Genomic DNA, 18811 nt, shown 5'->3' with positions numbered 1-18811 from the left:
GGGTTTTTTTCCGATTTGCAGGCCTCGGGAAGGGCGTTTTTTCGGTGCGGCCCGGTTTCGATGATTCCGGCTGCCAAGCGTTGACTCGGGATGGCCTGGGTCGCTTGCACCGGTTGTGCCCCGGCGTCATGGTGAGCATGTGCTCACCACCATCATGCCGAGGTCTGCGCGATGTCGCTGATCGATCTGCGCGCCACCAATCTCGCACGCGAACATGTGGCCCATGTGCATGGGCATCATCAGTTGATCCTGGCCACCCGGGGCGCCACCGAGCTTTCCATCGAAGGCAATGGCGAGCGAATCACCGGCAGCCGGGGCTGCCTGATCCCCTGTGCCCATCATCATGAGTATCTGGGCGATGGGCGAAATCGCACCTTCGTGCTGGACATCCCGGTTGCGAGCCTGCCGGTGCTGCGCGATGCCGGTGAAATCGAGCGCTTGTTCGACCGCCCTCGCTTCTTCGGTGTGCCGCTGCAGTTGAATCGGCTGGCCGAGAGCCTGATGCAGCAACTCGAGCACTGTCCGGCCCTGCACAGCGAGATCGCCGCCTTGCTGCTGCGGGCGCTCTATCTGCACCTCGAGTCGCAAGCGTTGTCCGCGCAAGGAGAGGCGTACGTGGCGGGACGCGATGGCCGGCTCGACATGGCAAGGCTGGATGACTGGATCGACCGTCACCTGGCCGAGGCAATCCACGTCGAGCACTTGGCCGCCCAATGCGCGCTGAGCGTCGGGCATTTCCATGCTCGTTTCCGCGAATGCATCGGCATGACGCCCCTGGCGTATGTCCAGCAGCGACGGCTTGAGCATGCCCGGACATTGGTCAATCACAGTGCCCTGAGTCTCGGGCAGATCGCGGCACTGGTGGGGTTCCGCGATCAGGGCAGTTTCTCGCGCGCCTATCGACGCGCCTTCGATGCATCGCCGTCGAGCGAGCGGCGCTTGAGCTGAGAGACGCGAGCCTGGGGCAAGGATTTCTCATTCGCAGGCAAGCGCGATGTCGTATCGCTTCCTACATTGCTGTATAGCGGTTCGCCGTGGGTGTCGGCTCGCGGCGGACGATAACAACAGCAAAGACGCGAGGACGATACGATGCCGAGCCATTCACTTGCCCGCCTGGCGGCGCTCGCCGCCGTGCCGCTGGCCATGGCCAGCGCCCAGGCGCAAGCCCAGTCCCACGAGATGGCCATTGCCACCCTGATTCCCGAGAGCCTCGAGAACAACAGCATCTATCCGGCCCTGGTGCACTTCAAGGAGTTGGTCGAGTCGCGCACCGATGGCGACCTGGCGGTCAATATCTTCGGCGGTGGCCAAATGGGCTCCGAGGTGGAAACCGGCTCTCAGGTGCAAGCCGGCGGACGCGCCCTGCAGTCGAGTGTGCTTACCTCCGGGGCGATGTCCTCCTTCTACGAGGATTACCAGGTGGTCACCGCCCCCTTCCTGTTCGACAACTGGCGTCAGGCCTGGGCCTTCTTCGACAGTCAGTGGTTCGCGGACTTCATGTCCGGCGCCATCGAGGCGGCCGATATGCGCTACCTGGGAACCTTCGATGACGGTGGCGGCTTCGTGGCCTTCACCAACAACGAGCGCCTGATCAAGACCGTCGAGGATCTCGAGGGGCTCAATATCCGTACCGAGGAGAATCCTGCTCACGTGGCCACCATGAAGGCGCTGGGCGCCTCGGCCACGCCGCTGCCCTGGGGCGAGCTGATCACCGCGCTGGAAACCGGCCTGGCCGATGGCCAGTTCAACGCGCCGGTGATCAATACCACCTATGGGCTGGACGAGGTGACCGATTACACCACCCTGACCGGCCATGTTTACAACAGCGCGTCCTGGGTGGTCAGCGAGACCTGGTTCCAGGCGTTGCCCGAGGAGTACCAGCGCATCGTTACCGAGGCGGCCCGGGAAGCGGTAGCGCTGAGCCACGGTGCCTCGGCGATGCTTGCCACGGCCAGTTGGCAGACGTCCTGCGAGCTGTTCGAGGAGTGCTACATCATGCCCACCGAAGAGCGTCAGCGGATGGCCGAGATCGCTCGGCCGGCTTGGAAGCAATGGATCGTCGAGGACTTCGGCATCGATGAGCAACTGGTCGAGGACATGCTGGCCAAGGTCGATGCGCTGCGCGATTCGCTGCCGGACGAGGCCTTCCAGCGTTATGGCCAGTAATAAGGCCCGATACGTTGTGCGATAGCCGTGGTGGGGCTGGCTTCCGCCACGGCTGGTGTCTTGCTCGCCCATTCGGATATCGATCATGTCGCTACTGACCCAGGTCCGCCGTCTCAGCGATGCCGTCAACCAGGTTGCCATCGTGATCTGCGTGGCCTGCATCCTCGGCATGCTGGCCATTTCCTTCACGGGCTTTGTGTATACGCTGTTCACCGGTGGAGCCCTGAGCTGGACCTATTCGCTGGCCCGGTTGTTCCTGCCGTGGATCGGCATGCTGTCGTCAACCATCGCCCTGCATGCCGGCGAGCATGTGGCCATGACACTGCTGATGCGGGTGCTGCCCGAGGCGCTGGTCAAGGTCGCCGCCGTGCTCACCCTGGCGGTGATCGCCTTCTTCGCGCTGCTGGTGATCTGGTACGGCTGGGATTTCTTCCGCAATGCGACCCAGATCTACATGGTGTCGGATGTCATACAGATCTCGCGCAAGTGGACGGCCATTGCCGTGCCGCTGGCCGGCGTCATCTTCCTGTTGCATCTGGTGCATGGCTTCAGCTTGCTGGAGCATTTCACCGACGAGGCCGAGGTGATCGAGGAGGTGATCCACGGCCAGGACGAGGAGTCCCGCTCATGACGCCCGCCATCATCGCCTTTGTCGTCGTTCTGCTGATTGGTGCGCCGGTCGCCGTGGTCATGGCGATCTCGGGCGTCGCCGGTGTCTACTCGCTGGGGGGAGAGCGTCTGGTCGGCATCATCGCCGACCGTATGTTCTCCGGTGTCTCCGGCTACATGCTGATCGCCGTGCCGTACTTCATCTTCACCGCCGAACTGATGAACCAGGGCGGGCTGACCCATAAGTTGATCGCCTTCAACAATGCCTTGTTCGGGCGCATTCGCGGGGCCTTGTCGCATGTCAACGTCACGGTCTCGCTGTTCTTCGCCGGCCTGACCGGAGCGGCTATCACCGACACCGTGGCGATCGGCAAGATCATGATCCCCGAGATGAAAAAGCAGGGATACGACGCTGAATATGCCGCCGCCATCACGGCCTGTTCGTCGATCATCGGGCCGATCATTCCGCCCAGTGTGGTGATGGTGGTCTATGCGACCCTGCTGCGCGACATCTCGGTGATCGACCTGTTTGCCGGCGGCATCCTGCCCGGTGTGCTCATGACCCTGGCGCTGCTGTTGACCAGTATCGTGCTGGCCTGGCTGCGGGGGTATCCCAAGCAGGCCGGCACGCCGATCCGGGTAGCCGTCCTGGCGTTCTTCTCGGCGCTGCCGGCCATGCTGGTGCCCTTGATCATCCTCGGCGGCATCCTCTCGGGCATGACGACCATCACCGAGGCCTCCGGATTCGCTGCCGTCTATGCGATCTTCATCGGCGTGGTCTTCTACCGCAACCTGACGCTCGAGAAGATCTGGAACGCCCTGGTGACCACGGTGAAGTTCTCCGGAGTGGTGTTCTTTCTGCTGGCGACCTCGGCGGTACTTGGCTGGTTCGTGACGCGCTCCGGCATTGCCCGGGAGGCGGCGACGCTCATCACCACGCTGAGCGACGTGCCCTTCGTGCAGATCATGCTGGTGTGCTTGTTGTTGATTGTGCTCGGCACGGTGATGGACGTGCTGCCGGCATTGGTGGTGATCGGTCCGGTGGTGGTGCCGGCCATGGTGTCGCTGGGGTTCGATCCGCTGCATTTCGCCATCGTCATGATCGTCACGCTGAACATCGCCAATGTCACGCCACCGGTGGGCATGACGTTGATGACGGCGGCGCGCATCGCCGAGGTGCCCTACGAGCGGGCGATCCTGGCCTCGCTGCCGTTCTACTGCGCCTTCATTGGCGTGGTGCTGCTGCTGGCCGCTTTCCCATTCCTTTCCACCTGGATTCCCTCGCTGCTTGGCTGAGGGTCGCTACAAGGACGCTACGCATGAGGCTTTACTATCATCCCGACCAGGAACGTCACGCGCCGGAGCTCTTCCTGCTGCGGGGGCGTCCGGCGCCTTCCCCGGAAGGGCCGGTGCGCGCCGAATTGCTGGCGCAGGGCCTGGCCGAGGTCGGGCTTTCATTGACCGCGCCTGGCGGCGTCGATAGCGAGCGGCTGAAAGCGCGCCTGGCGAAGATTCATGCGCCACGCTATCTCGACTTCCTGGCGACCATTCATGCCCGCTGGCAGGCGTTGCCGGATGCCGCCGAGATCGTCGCTCCCAATGTGCATCCCTGTGGTGGCGGTCATCATTACCCACGTCATCCGGTCGGCCAGGCAGGCTGGCACTTGCATGACATGGCCTGCCCGATCACCGCCGACAGCTTCGCCGGCATCCTGGCCAGCGCGGTCACCGCCCAAGCCGCGGCCGAGGCGGTCAACGGCAGCGAGCACCATGCCTATGCCCTGTGCCGGCCGCCGGGACATCACGCCGGTCCGGAGCGCGCCGGGGGCTTCTGTTATCTCAATAACGCCGCTCTGGCTGCCACGGTGCTACGCGAGAGTTTCGCGCGGGTGGCCATCGTCGACGTGGACCTGCACCACGGCAACGGTACCCAGGACATCTTCTATGCGCGCCACGATGTCTGGACCGGCTCGCTGCATGCCGACCCGGCGGACTTCTATCCGTTCTTCTGGGGCGGAGCCGATGAGACCGGCGAGGGAGAGGGCGAGGGCGCCAACGTCAACCTGCCGCTGCCCCTGGGCAGTGACGGCGCGGTCTTTCTCGATGGCCTGGAGACGCTGCTCGAGCGGCTCGCCGACTACGCGCCCCAGGCCGTGGTGGTGGCGCTCGGGCTCGATGCCCACAAGGCCGATCCCCTGGCGGGCCTGGCCCTGGAGCGCGAGGATTTCACGGCGGTGGGCCGTCGGCTTGCTGCGCTCGACCTGCCCACGGTGCTGGTGCAGGAGGGGGGCTATCCCACCGCTTATCTGAGTCACAATCTGGCCGCCTTCATGGCCGGCTTCACCGGTGCCTGATCGGTACCTTTTTCTATTGCGAGAGACATCACATGAGCCTGACCCATTACGACAGCAATGCCCGCATGAGCCAGATCGCCATTCACAACGGTACCGTCTACCTGGCCGGCCAGGTACCCGCGGATGCCAGCGCCGACATGCGCGGCCAGACCGAGCAGGTTCTGGCGCGCATCGACGAGCTTCTCGGCCGGGCCGGTACCTCGAAGGAGCATCTAGTGTCGGCGCAGATCTGGGTCAACGACATGGCCGAGTTCGCCGAGATGAACGCCGCCTGGGATGCCTGGGTGACCCCGGGTCGCCCGCCGGTGCGTGCGGCGGTGGAGGCTCGGTTGGCCAGGCCCGAATGGAGGGTCGAGATCATGGTCGTGGCGGCACTGCCGGAGGAGTGATATGCGCATCATCGACGCCGGGGAAGTCGCTTCCAGCCTGGCATGGCCGGCGCTGGTGGAGCGGCTGGCCGAAACGTTCCGCCGCGGCGTGGAATCGCCGCCGCGCCATCACCATGCCATGCAGCGTCGCGACGGCGAGGCCACGCTGTTGCTGATGCCGGCCTGGGAGCAGGACGGCTACATCGGGGTGAAGATGGTCAATGTCTTCCCCCAGAACGCCTCGCACGGCCTGCCGGCGATCGCCGGCGTCTACCTGCTCAGCGAGGGCGACCATGGGCAGCCGCTGGCCTGTATCGATGGCAGCGAGCTGACGCGCCGGCGCACCGCTGCCGCTTCGGCATTGGCCGCCCGCGAACTGGCCCGTGAAGACGCCGAAACGCTGCTGGTGGTAGGCACCGGCAAGCTGGCGCCGATGGTCATCGAGGCGCATGCCTCGGTACGGCCCATCCGCCGCGTTCGCATCTGGGGGCGCCAGCCCGACAAGGCGCGCCGGCTGGCCGAGGCGTATGCCGATCGCTTCGACACGGGGGCGGTGAGCAATCTGCAGGCGGCATGCGGCAACGCTGACCTGATCAGTTGCGTGACGCTTTCCAGCGAACCGCTGGTGCATGGCGACTGGCTGACGCCGGGTACGCATCTCGACCTGATTGGCGCCTTCAAGCCCAGCATGCGCGAGACCGATGGCGAATGCCTGAGACGCGGGGAAGTCTTCGTGGATACCTATGACGGGGCGCGTGGCGAGGCCGGAGACATCCATCAGGCCGTCGACGAGGGGGCTTTTGCGTTCGAGGATATCCGTGCCGAGCTCGCCGAGCTGCTTGCAGGGCGCAAGGCTGGGCGCAGCGGACCCGAGGCGATCACGGTCTTCAAGTCGGTAGGGGCATCGCTGGAGGACCTGGCCGCCGCCATCGAGGTCTGGGAGAGGCGGAGAAATGCTGATTGATGGATCAGCGCGCAAGAAAAACGCCACGATGACAATCATCGTGGCGAGCTATTCTCGTCCTCCCTGGGCATCGTCCTGATGCCGATTCTCCTTGAGGGGCATCCTGCCCCTTGGCGTCCCTGGCAACGATATTGGCAGTGTCCCTTGCCGCGTCCCATCCTCGGACAGGCTCACTATCGCGTAATGCGATGACATTCCTGTGTCGCTGGGATGACGGTTCGTTGACGGTCGCTCACTGGTCGCCAATGCCTTCTTCCAGGGAGCTCAACAGGCCGCGCAACAGCGAGATGTCACGCCTGGTGGGCTGGGCGCGATCGAACAAGGCACGCAACTGTTCCTCGGTGCGGGCATGAGGCTGGGTGATGAAGCCGCTGGCATGCATGACCCGCGAGAGGTGGTCATGAAAATGACCGAGTTGCTGGCGAGTGGGCAAGGGCATCGAGGTATGGCGGGGGGCCTGGTAATCGCTGTCGGGGAGGCGACGCCAGGCGCCGAAGGTCTCGTAGGCCAGGACTTGTACGGCCTGGGACAGGTTAAGCACGCCGTAGTCTGGGTTGGCGGGAATGCTGACCTGGTGGCTGCAGTCACGAATCTCGTCGTTGGTCAGGCCGAATCGCTCGCGACCGAAGACCAGTGCCACGGGCGCTTCCCGGGCATTGTCGACCAGGCTGGCGGCCATCTCCGAGGGTTCGTCGTAGTGAGGCAAAGGATAACTGCGCAGCCGCGCGCTGGCGCCTACCACCTGCACGCAGTCGGCTACCGCTTCGCTCAGCGAGGTGACGACGCGGGCCTGGTCGACGACATCTTCTGCCCCGGCGGCGAGCCTGGAGGCCTCGGGATCGGGGAAACAGCGGGGATTGACCAGTACCAGATCGGTGAGTCCCATGGTCTTCATGGCCCGCGCCGAGGCGCCGATGTTACCGGGGTGATAGGTCTGGACGAGAACGATGCGGATGTTCGACAACATAGATAAAAGATGTAAGGGCTAAGACGTAAGACGTAAGAGGGAAGAGACGCCAGCGTGTTCCATATTGGCGGAGATTCTACATTGTCTGTCTTCTCTCTTCCTTCTTCCTTTTCGCATAAAGAAACCCCCACCGGTTTCCCGGCGGGGGTTTGTCTCAGGCGGGGCCTGGAAGGAGGTCGGCTTACATCATGCCGCCCATGCCTCCCATACCGCCCATGCCACCCATGTCGCCGCCACCGGATTCTTTCTCGTCCGGGTCGTCGGCGATCATGCACTCGGTGGTGATCATCAGGCCGGCGATGGAGCCAGCGGACTGCACGGCGCTGCGCGTGACCTTGGCCGGGTCCAGCACGCCCATTTCGAACAGGTCGCCGAACTCGCCGGTCTGGGCGTTGTAGCCGAAGTTGCCTTCACCGTCCTTGACGCGGTTCAGGATTACGGAAGCTTCCTGACCGGCGTTGGTGACGATCTGACGCAGCGGGGCTTCCATGGCGCGCACGGCGATGGCGATGCCGTGGGTCTGGTCCTCGTTCTCGCCCTTGAGGCCAGCGATCTTGGTCAGCACGCGGATCAGGGCGGTACCACCACCGGGCACCACGCCTTCCTCGACAGCGGCGCGAGTGGAGTGCAGGGCGTCTTCGACGCGAGCCTTTTTCTCCTTCATCTCGAACTCGGTCGCGGCACCGACGCGGATCACGGCGACACCGCCGGCCAGCTTGGCGACACGCTCCTGGAGCTTCTCGCGATCGTAGTCGGAGGACGTCTCTTCGATCTGGGCGCGGATCTGGCTGACGCGTGCTTCGATGTCACCATCCTTGCCGGCGCCATCGATGATGGTGGTGTTTTCCTTGGACATGGTCACGCGCTTGGCGGTGCCCAGGTGGTCCAGGGTGGTCTGCTCGAGATCCAGGCCCACTTCCTCGGAGATCACAGTGCCGCCGGTGAGGATGGCGATGTCCTGCAGCATGGCCTTGCGACGATCGCCGAAGCCGGGCGCCTTGGCGGCGGCGACCTTGACGATACCGCGCATGTTGTTCACCACCAGCGTCGCCAGGGCTTCGCCCTCGATGTCCTCGGCGATGATGACCAGCGGCTTGCCGGCCTTGGCGACGGCTTCCAGGGTCGGCAGCAGTTCGCGGATGTTGGAGACCTTCTTGTCCACCAGCAGGATGAACGGGTCTTCCAGTTCCACCGCCATGGTGTCCTGGTTGGTCACGAAGTACGGCGAGAGGTAGCCGCGGTCGAACTGCATGCCTTCCACGACATCCAACTCGTCGTCGAAGCCACGACCTTCATCGACGGTGATGACGCCTTCCTTGCCGACCTTCTCCATGGCGTCGGCGATGATCTGGCCGATGCGCTTGTCGCCGTTGGCGGAGATGGTGCCGACCTGGGCGATGGCGCTGGAGTCGGTGCACGGCACGGACAGCTCGCCGATTTCCTTGACGGCGGCCTCGACAGCCTGGTCGATGCCGCGCTTCAGGTCCATCGGGTTCATGCCGGCGATGACGCCTTTCAGGCCTTCGGTGACGATGGACTGGGCCAGCACAGTGGCGGTGGTGGTGCCGTCACCGGCGACATCGGAGGTCTTGGAAGCGACTTCCTTGACCATCTGGGCGCCCATGTTCTCGAACCTGTCCTTGAGTTCGATCTCCTTGGCGACGGAAACGCCGTCCTTGGTTACGGTCGGCGCGCCGAAAGATTTTTCCAGCACCACGTTGCGGCCCTTCGGACCCAGGGTCGCCTTGACGGCATTGGCCAGGGTGTCGACACCCTTCGCCATGCGAGTGCGTGCATCACTGGAGAACTTGACTTGTTTCGCTGCCATTTTCGTATGCTTCCTGTGAGTTCGTGAACGTCAGAATTCGAGCGTGTACGGCGTCGTGGCTCAGCCTTCGACGACGGCCAGGATGTCGGATTCGCTCATGATCAACACTTCTTCGCCGTCGATTTTCTGCTTCTCGACGCCGAAGCCTTCCTTGAAGATCACGGTATCGCCGACCTTGACGTCGAGCGGACGGACATCGCCGCTTTCCAGAATCCGGCCGTTACCGACGGCGAGCACTTCGCCCCGTGTCGGCTTTTCCTGGGCACTGCCCGGGAGCACGATGCCGCCTGCGGTCTTTTGCTCTTCTTCAACGCGACGAATGACGACGCGATCGTGCAAGGGACGGATGTTCATTGCTCACGTTCTCCTGATAGTTGCTGTGCCGGGCGTCGCTGCCACGGCGGTTGACATCATCCACCCACGGTTGCCCCGCAGGCTGAAGGCGACCTTCGCCTTCCGTGTGAATGACTCCGGCAAAACCGGAGTCGAAACTCGATGCTGTCGGATAAGTGGGGCTGGCTGGGCGCCTTTCAAGCCCTCGTCGATAAAAAATTTCTCAACGCCGGCGATGCTCGTCGCGACCGATGAAATCCCCTTCGAGTGGGCCGTTGGTATCGTCCTGACGATGGGTGTCACCTGCTTCGCGCTGTGCATCGGCCTGTTGCCAGTCGGCATCGGCGTTGGCGCGGGTATTGGCACTGCTATTGGCGTGTGACCGATAGCTGGCGCCCTGGACGTGAACGCCGCCCATGCGCAGGCCGAGCCAGCCGAGCAGCTTGCCCAGCAGGCGTCGTGCGTCGGGAATCAGGCACATGAAGCCCAGGGCGTCGGAGAGGAAGCCCGGCGCCATCAGCAGAGCACCGCCGAAGATCAGGGCGGCGCCAGTCAATAGCTCGCCGGATGGCACTTCGCCGCGAGCCATGCGTTCCTGTGCCCGGGCGAAGGTGGCCACGCCCTCGCGGCGGATTAGATGCAGGCCGATGAAGCCTGTGCCGAGTACCAGGGCCAGAGTGGTCAGCAGCCCGATCTGGCTGCCGATCGAAAACAGCAGGATGAAGTCCAGTAAGGCGAAAACGGTGAAGATGACAAGAAAAGGCATGATGACTCCAGTGTGACGGTTGACCACGACATGGGGGCGAGAGAGGAAAAATCAAGATGGCCAAGCCTGATGCCAAGGGAGGATGGCGCAGCTCGGTTGGCAGCGTAGACTCGGTGTCCAGCCTTCATTCATTTGCTATCGGGACAATATTGGGAGGGCATGCATGCTACTCGACAACAGGGTCATCGCCATTACCGGTGGTGCCCAGGGACTGGGCCTGGCAATGGCCGAACGGCTGGGACGCCGTGGCGCGACTCTGGCATTGCTCGACAGGGACGGCGAGCGTCTCGATGAGGCCATTGGTGGCTTGGCGCACGCCGGTATCAAGGTGCATGGGTTCGTGGCCGATGTGGCTGAAGAAGGCTCGGTTCGCGAGGCGTTTTCTGCCATCGAGTCCTCGCTTGGCCACATCGATGGTTTGGTCAACAATGCCGGCATCGTTCGTGATGGCATGTTGGTCAAGGCCCGGGATGGCCGGGTGGAGAGCACCATGTCGCTGTCGCAATGGCAGAGCGTCATCGATGTGAACCTGACCGGCGTCTTTCTGTGCGGCCGTGAAGCAGCGGCGCGCATGATCGAGGCAGGACGGGAAGGCGTGATCGTCAATATTTCGAGTATTTCCCGGGCGGGCAACAAGGGGCAAAGCAACTATTCGGCAGCCAAGGCCGGTGTGGCGGCATTGACCGTTACCTGGGCTGGTGAGCTGGCACGTCATGGCATTCGTGTTGGCGGCGTGGCGCCGGGTTTCATCGAGACCGAGATGACAGCCTCGATCCGCGAAGACATGCTGGAGCGCATTACCTCGGGGGTGCCCTTGAAGCGCCTGGGGCAGCCGGAGGATATCGCCGAAAGCGTGGCCTTCATCTTCGAGAATGACTACTTTACCGGCCGGATCATGGAGTGTGATGGAGGGCTGCGGCTGTAAATGTCGTGCTGACGCCACCGGCCGTGCCGGTGGCGTTGTGCGCAGGAGGAAATCGTTCGGCTATCAATGATCGTTTGGTTAATAGGTCACGTCATCTTCGAGGGCCTCGACGGTCGCCGTGCCGATTCCACTGACCCGGGTCAGGTCGTCGGCGTTCTCGTAGGGGCCATTGGCCTCGCGTTCCTCGACGATGGCGGAGGCCTTGACGTCGCCGATGCCTGGTAGTTCAGAGAGCAGGGCGGCATCCGCGGTATTGATGTCGATGGGGGCGATCTGGGCCATGTTGTCGGATGCCGACGTGGAATCGGCGGCGGATGCGTCGGTGGTGTCCTCGGCCAGTACGGGCTGTGCCATGCCCAGGAGCAGCGCCAGGCCAAGGCCGGTGGTCAGTCCCTTGATGTCGGTATGCATGCCGACCTCCTTATTGGAATTTGCTGATCGAAACGTTGAGTTGTTGGCGTGGGCAAGGTGATATGCCCATCTTCAAGCTAGTGCCGTCAGCCCGATGCGGGTGTAGGCAAATGCGGGAAAGGCAATGCGGTGATCGAGGACACTCGGTGCGCGAGATCGGCCAAGTGCGGTGAGGTGGATGACTGATATACTGGCTCGAATCACTCAACCGCCCAGGAGTTCGTTCGTGTCAACCGCCTCTCCTCTGATCATCGCGCTCGATTACACCTCGCTGGATGCTGCCCTGTGCATGGCCGATCGACTCGATCCGGCGCGTTGCCGGCTCAAGGTGGGCAAGGAGCTGTTCACCCGCAGTGGTCCCGATGTGCTGGAGGCATTGCACGGGCGTGGCTTCGAGGTGTTCCTCGACCTCAAGTTTCACGACATTCCCAACACTGTGGCGGGTGCCGTGCAGGCCGCCGCCGAGCAGGGTGTGTGGATGGTCAATGTGCATGCTGCCGGCGGTCGTCGGATGATGGAGGCCGCCCGTGAACGCCTCGAGCAGCATGCGCTGTCGACTCAGCTGATCGCGGTGACGGTACTGACCAGCATGGAAGAGCGGGACCTGGCCGAGGTGGGTATCACGGCCTCGGCCGAACAGCAGGTGATGCGCCTGGCGACGCTGGCCAAGGACTGTGGTCTGGATGGCGTGGTTTGCTCGTCCATGGAGGCCGAGCGGTTGCGCGAGACATGCGGCGCCTCCTTCCTCAAGGTGACGCCGGGCATTCGGCCGGCCTCGGCCGCCGCAGACGACCAGCGCCGCATCATGACGCCGGCATCCGCCATGGCGGCGGGAAGTACGCATCTGGTGGTGGGGCGGCCGGTCACCCAGGCTAGTGATCCCATGGCCGCCTTGACGGATATCGAGCGCGAACTTGCCCTCGGTTGATGAAGCCTACTCGCCTTCGATGCCGGTAATCGGCTTGGTGGTCCCCCAACTCCGGCAGCGCGGGCATTGCCAGTGGAGCTGCTCGCCGCTGAAGCCACAGCGGCGGCAGCGATGGCGGGGCAAGGCCTTGAGCAGGGTGTCGGTATGGTGTTGCAAGAGCTCGATGCGCTCGTCGTCGGCAGCGGTGTCCTGGCGATAGAGCCGCATCAGGTAATCGACGGCGCCCAGGCTGGGCTCGCGGTTGAGTTGCTGCCCTACCAGCTCGAGGGCGGCATGCGCATCGCCGTGATGGCGGCGCAGGCTTTCGGCCAGCAGGATGATCACGCTGGTGTAGGGGGCCTGCTCCAGTAGCGATTCGAGTTGCCGGATGAGGCCGGTTTCGTCGTCGAGCAGTCGGTAGGCGTGGCTCAGTGGTTCCAGCATGGTCGGCACGAAGGCCTTGTCCTGATCCGGTATACGGCTCAACAGGCGAATGGCCTGCCGGTACTGGCCGGTGTCCAAGGCCATGTCGGCGAGCAGCAGATTGGCGCGTACGCAACGTCCGTCGGTCGACAAGGCCTGCTTCAGGTGGCGCCGGGCCAGCACGGGACTTGCCGAATGACGTTCCTGGTTGGCCAGTTCGCACAACCAATGCGCGGCGGCGCGGCGAATATCCTCATGTTGCCGGACCAGAGTCGGCAGGGCGACGTCCAGAGCGGCCTGCCATTCCCCCTCGCGTTCCAACAGATCGACCAGCAGGCGCTTGGCCGACCGGCATAGTTCGTCGTCATGGGCGTCCTTGACGAGCCCCAGCAGCAGGCGCTCGGCGCGATCCAGTAGCCCCAGGTGGAGGAAATCGCGGGAAAGCTCCAACTGGACGCGATCTCCCTGATCACCGGACAGGCTCGGGCGAGCGAGAAGGTTCTGGTGAATCTTCACGGCGCGGTCGGCTTCGCCACGGCTGCGGAACAGGTTGCCGAGGGCGATGTGAGTCTCGATGGTGTCGCTGTTGACTTCGAGGGCACCGATGAAGGTCTCGATGGCTCGGTCCTGCTGATCGTTGAGCAGGTAGTTGAGCCCCACGAAGTAATCGCGGGCCAGGGTGGGCGACGTCCCCGTCACTCTGGTGCCTCGGCGTTCACGGCGGCCCAGCCACCATCCGATGGCGACCGCCGCCAACAACAGGGCTAGCAGCAGAACGTCGGGCATCTCAGGGGAGTTCCTTCATCTCCTGGATGCGTAGCCGGTCGAGTTCCTTGCGCTGCTGCTGATTGTGACGTTGTGCGCGGGTCAGCAGGGCTCGCAGACGCAGGTAGACGCCGCTCATGGCCAGCATGCCAAGCAGCACGCCGATGGCCAGTGAGGCCAGCAGCCAGACGGACAGCGAGGCCGCGGGCAGTTCGACCCAGATCAGGTTGAGGGGCAGGGCCTGTTGGTTGTTGACGGCAAACAGAATGCCGACCAGCAATACCACCAGCAGGATGATGGCCATGATCAGGCCTTTTAGCCAACGCATGTGCGAGTTCCCGTATCGTATGGTTGAGAGTGGTCAGCCGGGCAGTGGCCGGTGTTCAGTAGCCAAGGGCGCGACTGGCGTCGACCTGCTCGCGCAGCTCCTTGCCGGGTTTGAAGTGTGGCACGAACTTGCCGCTCAGCGCGACCGGGTCGCCGGTCTTGGGGTTACGGCCGGTGCGCGGCTCGCGGTAATGCAGCGAGAAGCTGCCGAAACCACGAATTTCCACCCGACCGCCATCGGCCAGGGTGCCGGTAATATCGTCGAGTATCATGCGAACGGCGGTTTCCACATCCTTGACCGACAGCTCCGGCTGTCGCATGGCAATCTGCTCGATCAGTTCGGACTTGGTCATCGGCTCTCTCCGTGATGCCCGGCGGGGTCGACCTGTGCCGAGTCAATTGTTTGCTTCAGCATACTGTGCAATTCTCGAGAAAACAACGCACTACAACCTTAGCCACAAGGGGGAGTCTGAGAGGCGATATGTCTCACGGCTGATATCCCGGCGGCACGGACGTTCCATGTTCCGCTGCACTCCACTGCTCGTGCTGGCGCGTCTCGGGTATACTGCCGAGACACTCATTTGATGCAACGAGGCCGACCTTGAACGATGATGCGTCCGCCGCAAGCGCCCAGCGCAAGCGTCTATATTGGCATTCCCGGCGCGGTATGTGGGAACTCGATCTGCTGCTGGTTCCTTTCCTCGAACAACGCTATGACGACCTCGATGAGCGGGATCAGGCGGCGTATCGGACCTTGATCAGCGAAGAGGATCAGGATCTGTTCTTCTGGCTGATGCGTCGTGACTGGCCCGAGGAGCCCGAGCGCCGGCGTATCGTGAAGATGATCGTCGAGCATGCCGAGAACACCGATAACCATTCCTCTCGCGGCCTCTAGGCTGTCGGTGGGACTCCACGCCGGCCTGGGGAGCGGCGTGGTCGGGGTGTTGGGTTGGTGGGCACCGGCCTGGCTGGCCGTATCGGGGGCGCTGGTGGTCACCGGCGTGCTGGTACGTGTCGCGCAATGTGCCCCTCGCGGCGAGCTTCGATTCGCACCACGGGATAATGCGCCGCCCCGCTGGAGCTGGCGTGACGGCGGGCATGATGATTGGCGTGATATCGAGCTGCGTTGCGATTACCTCGGCCCGTGGCTGATCGGGCTGCGTATTGGCCGGCGGCGTCTCTGGCTATGGCCGGACAGCGCCGATCCGGCCAGGTTGCGGGAGTTGCGCCGCGCCCTATTGTCGACTGGCGGGTCGTGATTTCACGGCGCCTGTAGCGCACTCAGGTGAATGCGTGAGGGCATCGGCGTGGTATCGGCATGCAGTGGGCAGTCGGGATTATGGTGCAAACCACGTGATTCGCGTCGCGCGCGCGCGCAGGCGACGGTCAGCCTGGCCAGACGCAGTGCATGCCAGAGGCTGGTGGCATCGGTGTCGGGCGTTGATTCGGCCAGGTGAGGGGCGAGGCGTTCACTGAGTTCGGCCAGCGTGCTGGCGGCTTCGTCCAGGCCAGCGTCGCGGCGCACGATGGCGACCCTGGCGCTCATCACACCGCGCATGGCTTCACGCAGTTCGGCGATCAGTTCGCGGCTAACTGGCTGTGTTCCCTGAGCGCGCTCGATCAGAGGAGCCGTACTGCCGGCCGTTTCCTCGGCCAGGTGCCGTGCGCAGCCGCGAGCGAAGGCCAGACATTCCAGCAAGGAGTTGCTGGCCATGCGGTTGGCACCGTGCAAGCCCGTGCAGGCGACCTCACCGATGGCGTAGAGGCGAGGTACCGTGGAGGCTCCCGCGAGATCGGTACTGACGCCGCCGCAACTGTAGTGCGCGGCGGGCACCACCGGGATCGGCGAGCGGGCAAGGTCTAGCCCGCGCGAGGCGCAATGGGCATGAATGGTGGGGAAGTGGTGACGAATCGCTTCCTCGCCCAGATGGCGGATGTCCAGCCAGACGTGGTCCATGCCACTGCGCTGCATTTCGCTATCGATGGCTCGGGCAACGATATCCCGTGGTGCAAGCTCGGCCCGGGGATCGATGTTCGGCATGAAGCGTTGGCCATCGGCCCCGAGCAGATAGCCGCCTTCACCGCGGACGGCTTCACTGATCAGGAAGGGCGTGCCTTCGGGATCATAGAGGCAGGTGGGGTGGAACTGCTGGAACTCGAGGTTCATCAGTTCTGCGCCGAGCTCGGCGGCCATCATCATGCCCTCGCCGCTGGCGGGATGCGGGCTGGTGGTGTGGCGATACAGCCCGCTGGCGCCGCCGGTGGCAAGCACGGTGTCCCGCGCCATCAGTGCATATAAGTGGCCGGCCTCGTCGAGACAGCGAGCGCCCCGGCAATGGCCGGCGGTATCGGTGATCAGTTCGATGGCACTCAGGTCGTGGCGTATTGTGATGCCAGGATGTGCGCCGACATGGTTTTCCAGGGTCTCGATCACCGCTCGGCCGGTGGCATCGTCGGCATGAATGATGCGGCGGGCGCCGTGGCCACCTTCCTGGGTGAGGTGGTAAGGATAGCCGGCGTTCGGGTCGGGATCGGGGGTGAAGGGCACGCCGAGCGATAGTAGCCATTCGATGGCGGCCGGGCCCTGATCCACGGTGAAGCGCACAGCGGCTTCGTCACAGAGGCCATCTCCGGCCACCAGAGTGTCGGCGACATGGGCATCGACATCGTCGCTGGGAGAGAGGACGGCGGCGATGCCACCCTGGGCCCAGCGGCTGGCACCCCGGGAATCCGGGCTGGGTTGCAAGAGGGTCACGGGGCGGCAATCGGCGATCTCTAGCGCCAGTGCCAGGCCGGCGGCGCCGCCGCCGATGATCAGCACGTCATGATGGCTCTCGGTCATCCGACTCTCCTTGATGGGGCGTGCGGGTCTGGCCCCGATACGGGGCCTTTAGGCCATGGCGCTGGGCACGCTTGCGTAGTCGGCGGCTGGGAAGGCGTTCCAGGCCGCCGAGGCGTTCGATCAATGCACCGCTGAGGCGGGCCAGTTCGCGATTGAGCCACAGATACCCACTTGGGCTGAAGAGCTTGCGGCCATCTTCTCCATAGGCGTTGCCAGCGAGCTCCGCGTGGCGTTGCAGGTCGAAAGGGGGGATGTCGACCTCGACCGGATGACCGGTGCGGACCTGGAAGGCCAGGGTGCCGAGATTGCGAGCCAGCGTATGTTGCTGATCCCGCAGGCCATGCATGGCGTCGATGCGGTCATGGCCGGCCCGGGTATTCCAGTGGGTTTCCAGCAGCAACTCGATGGTGGAGAGCATTCGGCGCTGCAGAGAGATGAGGTCATCGAGCTCGCCACGCCGCAGACGCCGTTCGCGATGGATGGCGTCGACCAGACCACGCTGCTTGACCAAAAGCCCGCTGCAGTGCTTGAGCAACTCGCGGGTATCCAGGTCCGGCGCCGAGGTCGCCGAGGTATGGGCATGATATAGCCGGGCCATGCGATCCAGATTGTCGGCAAGCATGAAACGCAGCATGTCGGTGGCCTTGTGCGGCATGACCAGCATGGTCACGACAATGCCGACCAGGGTGCCCAGCAGAACATCAAAACTGCGCCACAGTGCAACGCTGAGGTCATGGGTGCCATCTCCGACTACCAGCAACAGAGTGATGGCGAACATCAAACCGCCATAACCGTAGCGTTTGCTGAAGGTGAACCAAGTGACGAAGGCGATGCCGAGCAGGCTGCCGAGTGGCACCAGGGTGGCAATGCGCTCGGGGAACAGGATGAGCAATAGCCCCCACAGGGCGCCGAAGATGGTGCCGAGCAGGCGCTGTCGTCCCTTGTCGAGCACGCCGCCAATGTGCGGCAGGTTACCCATCACCATCACGGTGCTGACCAGGGCCCAGCCACTATGCGGAATGGTGAAGAGCTGGATGATGCCGAACGTGACGCTGAGTGCCAGGGCGACACGCATGACGTGGAGGGTACGGCGGTGGCGATGCGTGAAATAGGGGTCGCGCAGTCGCGCCAGAATCATGGTGAGGCCAACCCGTTATGTTGCTCGACGCAAGGCGCCAGGTGATGAGAAATGGGCGCTGAGCGTGCGATCTCGATCGTCGAGACCCTCCGATGCCCTGACCCGAGGAGGAGTTGGGCTTGACTTGTCATGCAACTCTCTTGGAAATCATGGGGTTATAGGATCGCGGTGGCGAACTGCGCCTTATTATAGCACGGAAGCCGCCCCGGATCGCCGAGCAGGGAAGGGACATAGCCCGGTGCGTTACTGCTTCGCTAATCATGGGTCATAGGAGTACGCGACCCCAGATCCCGCATGGTTCGGGTGGGGTATCGAGATTGCTCCAATTCGATGTCGAGTGGACAGTTCTCCATCTATGCACTGCAGCATATTTCATGCGCAGATATTTAATCCCAATAAATATTAGCGTGATTTATATGATTTATATGATTTAGTTTTTTAGGGTCTGAAAGAGGGTAAGGGGAATAGTGGTTTGGGTGTTGTTGGTTGGTTGTTTGTTGGGCTAATACATGTTTTTTTGAATCTGGAAAGAGGAGATTTCGTACAATCGAATATGGATGTGCGAAGATTTTTACGTGGTCTTAGTGGTTTGTTTGTTGTTTGATTGGTTTTTAAAGATAGGTTCTTGTATCAAGATGAAGAATTGTTAACTCAGTTGAAAGCGTTTGAAGGCTGGGTCATTCTCCCCGCTCCTGAGTTATCACTTTCTCAGGTGGTG

20 protein-coding genes and 1 pseudogene are annotated in these 18811 nt (G+C 63.2%); 11 read left to right on the top strand and 10 right to left on the bottom strand.

The genetic code is table 11. The features are described from left to right. Positions 1-171: 171 nt before the first annotated feature. From FZZ93_RS15920 to lhpI, 7 genes are all read left to right on the top strand, one after another. Positions 172-948: an AraC family transcriptional regulator gene (locus tag FZZ93_RS15920; protein WP_149323284.1), complete on the top strand. Its 777-nt coding sequence runs from the start codon at positions 172-174 to the stop codon at positions 946-948. A 141-nt stretch (positions 949-1089) separates the two neighbouring features. Beyond that, positions 1090-2166, top strand: a complete 1077-nt coding sequence (locus FZZ93_RS15915; protein WP_149323283.1) for a TRAP transporter substrate-binding protein — start codon at positions 1090-1092, stop codon at positions 2164-2166. Between the two features lie 85 nt (positions 2167-2251). Further along, the gene (locus FZZ93_RS15910; RefSeq protein WP_149323282.1) at positions 2252-2797 is read left to right on the top strand and encodes a TRAP transporter small permease; all 546 of its coding nucleotides are present in this window, start codon (positions 2252-2254) and stop codon (positions 2795-2797) included. After that, positions 2794-4071 (top strand): TRAP transporter large permease, encoded by a 1278-nt coding sequence (locus FZZ93_RS15905; protein WP_149323281.1) that lies wholly within the window; start codon positions 2794-2796, stop codon positions 4069-4071. The genes FZZ93_RS15910 and FZZ93_RS15905 overlap by 4 nt, the downstream gene beginning before the upstream one ends. A 23-nt stretch (positions 4072-4094) precedes the next feature. Then, positions 4095-5129 carry a histone deacetylase family protein gene (locus tag FZZ93_RS15900; RefSeq protein WP_149323280.1) on the top strand — a complete coding sequence of 345 codons (1035 nt, stop codon included), beginning with the start codon at positions 4095-4097 and terminating at the stop codon, positions 5127-5129. A gap of 32 nt (positions 5130-5161) precedes the next feature. After that, positions 5162-5518 (top strand): RidA family protein, encoded by a 357-nt coding sequence (locus FZZ93_RS15895; RefSeq protein ID WP_149323279.1) that lies wholly within the window; start codon positions 5162-5164, stop codon positions 5516-5518. Position 5519: 1 nt separating this feature from the next. Next, complete coding sequence (gene lhpI / locus FZZ93_RS15890; RefSeq protein WP_149323278.1) at positions 5520-6461, top strand: bifunctional Delta(1)-pyrroline-2-carboxylate/Delta(1)-piperideine-2-carboxylate reductase; 942 nt, start codon at positions 5520-5522, stop codon at positions 6459-6461. A 232-nt stretch (positions 6462-6693) separates the two neighbouring features. Here the strand turns inward: lhpI and FZZ93_RS15885 are convergent, their stop codons facing one another. The 4 genes from FZZ93_RS15885 to FZZ93_RS15870 all read right to left on the bottom strand — a co-directional run bounded on the left by FZZ93_RS15885 (position 6694) and on the right by FZZ93_RS15870 (position 10355). Next, positions 6694-7428, bottom strand: a complete 735-nt coding sequence (locus tag FZZ93_RS15885) for an RNA methyltransferase (RefSeq protein WP_149323277.1) — start codon at positions 7426-7428, stop codon at positions 6694-6696. Between the two features lie 181 nt (positions 7429-7609). After that, positions 7610-9256, bottom strand: a complete 1647-nt coding sequence (gene groL, locus FZZ93_RS15880; RefSeq protein WP_149323276.1) for a chaperonin GroEL — start codon at positions 9254-9256, stop codon at positions 7610-7612. A 60-nt stretch (positions 9257-9316) separates the two neighbouring features. After that, positions 9317-9610 carry a co-chaperone GroES gene (locus FZZ93_RS15875; RefSeq protein ID WP_149323275.1) on the bottom strand — a complete coding sequence of 98 codons (294 nt, stop codon included), beginning with the start codon at positions 9608-9610 and terminating at the stop codon, positions 9317-9319. A 202-nt stretch (positions 9611-9812) separates the two neighbouring features. After that, positions 9813-10355 carry an FxsA family protein gene (locus tag FZZ93_RS15870; protein WP_149323274.1) on the bottom strand — a complete coding sequence of 181 codons (543 nt, stop codon included), beginning with the start codon at positions 10353-10355 and terminating at the stop codon, positions 9813-9815. Between the two features lie 163 nt (positions 10356-10518). Between FZZ93_RS15870 and FZZ93_RS15865 the strand changes: the two genes are divergently transcribed. Then, positions 10519-11280 (top strand): SDR family oxidoreductase, encoded by a 762-nt coding sequence (locus tag FZZ93_RS15865; protein WP_149323273.1) that lies wholly within the window; start codon positions 10519-10521, stop codon positions 11278-11280. Between the two features lie 78 nt (positions 11281-11358). Here the strand turns inward: FZZ93_RS15865 and FZZ93_RS15860 are convergent, their stop codons facing one another. Then, positions 11359-11691 carry a ComEA family DNA-binding protein gene (locus tag FZZ93_RS15860; RefSeq protein ID WP_149323272.1) on the bottom strand — a complete coding sequence of 111 codons (333 nt, stop codon included), beginning with the start codon at positions 11689-11691 and terminating at the stop codon, positions 11359-11361. 226 nt (positions 11692-11917) lie between these two features. Here FZZ93_RS15860 and pyrF point away from each other — a divergent pair, with 226 nt between their 5' ends. Beyond that, on the top strand, positions 11918-12619 hold the full coding sequence (gene pyrF / locus FZZ93_RS15855; protein ID WP_149323271.1) for an orotidine-5'-phosphate decarboxylase: 702 nt from the start codon (positions 11918-11920) through the stop codon (positions 12617-12619). A gap of 6 nt (positions 12620-12625) precedes the next feature. On the opposite strand, the gene lapB is transcribed toward pyrF, so the two are convergent. The 3 genes and pseudogenes from lapB to FZZ93_RS15840 all read right to left on the bottom strand — a co-directional run. Continuing rightward, positions 12626-13807 carry a lipopolysaccharide assembly protein LapB gene (gene lapB / locus FZZ93_RS15850; RefSeq protein WP_149323270.1) on the bottom strand — a complete coding sequence of 394 codons (1182 nt, stop codon included), beginning with the start codon at positions 13805-13807 and terminating at the stop codon, positions 12626-12628. A 1-nt stretch (position 13808) separates the two neighbouring features. Then, entirely contained in the window at positions 13809-14114 is a 306-nt protein-coding gene (locus FZZ93_RS15845; protein ID WP_013332624.1) for a lipopolysaccharide assembly protein LapA domain-containing protein, read from the bottom strand. A 55-nt stretch (positions 14115-14169) separates the two neighbouring features. Then, a pseudogene (locus tag FZZ93_RS15840) lies at positions 14170-14469 on the bottom strand (integration host factor subunit beta); the annotation flags it as partial. Between the two features lie 245 nt (positions 14470-14714). On the opposite strand from FZZ93_RS15840, the gene FZZ93_RS15835 reads away from it, so the two are divergent. Both FZZ93_RS15835 and FZZ93_RS15830 read left to right on the top strand, forming a co-directional pair. Then, a complete protein-coding gene (locus FZZ93_RS15835) occupies positions 14715-15008 on the top strand; it encodes an FAD assembly factor SdhE (protein ID WP_149323268.1) in 294 nt (97 codons plus the stop codon). Next, a complete protein-coding gene (locus FZZ93_RS15830) occupies positions 14968-15372 on the top strand; it encodes a hypothetical protein (protein ID WP_187774554.1) in 405 nt (134 codons plus the stop codon). The genes FZZ93_RS15835 and FZZ93_RS15830 overlap by 41 nt, the downstream gene beginning before the upstream one ends. 2 nt (positions 15373-15374) lie before the next feature. Here the strand turns inward: FZZ93_RS15830 and nadB are convergent, their stop codons facing one another. Beyond that, positions 15375-16955: an L-aspartate oxidase gene (gene nadB, locus FZZ93_RS15825; protein ID WP_149323266.1), complete on the bottom strand. Its 1581-nt coding sequence runs from the start codon at positions 16953-16955 to the stop codon at positions 15375-15377. Next, positions 16936-18093 (bottom strand): FUSC family protein, encoded by a 1158-nt coding sequence (locus tag FZZ93_RS15820; RefSeq protein ID WP_149323265.1) that lies wholly within the window; start codon positions 18091-18093, stop codon positions 16936-16938. The genes nadB and FZZ93_RS15820 overlap by 20 nt, the downstream gene beginning before the upstream one ends. Positions 18094-18811 lie beyond the last annotated feature (718 nt).

It is taken from the genome of Halomonas eurihalina, from assembly GCF_008274785.1.
GTDB classification, from domain to species: Bacteria; Pseudomonadota; Gammaproteobacteria; order Pseudomonadales; family Halomonadaceae; genus Halomonas; species Halomonas eurihalina.
Note: the sequence above shows the minus strand (reverse complement) of the source record. Positions and strands in the feature narration are given on the sequence as shown.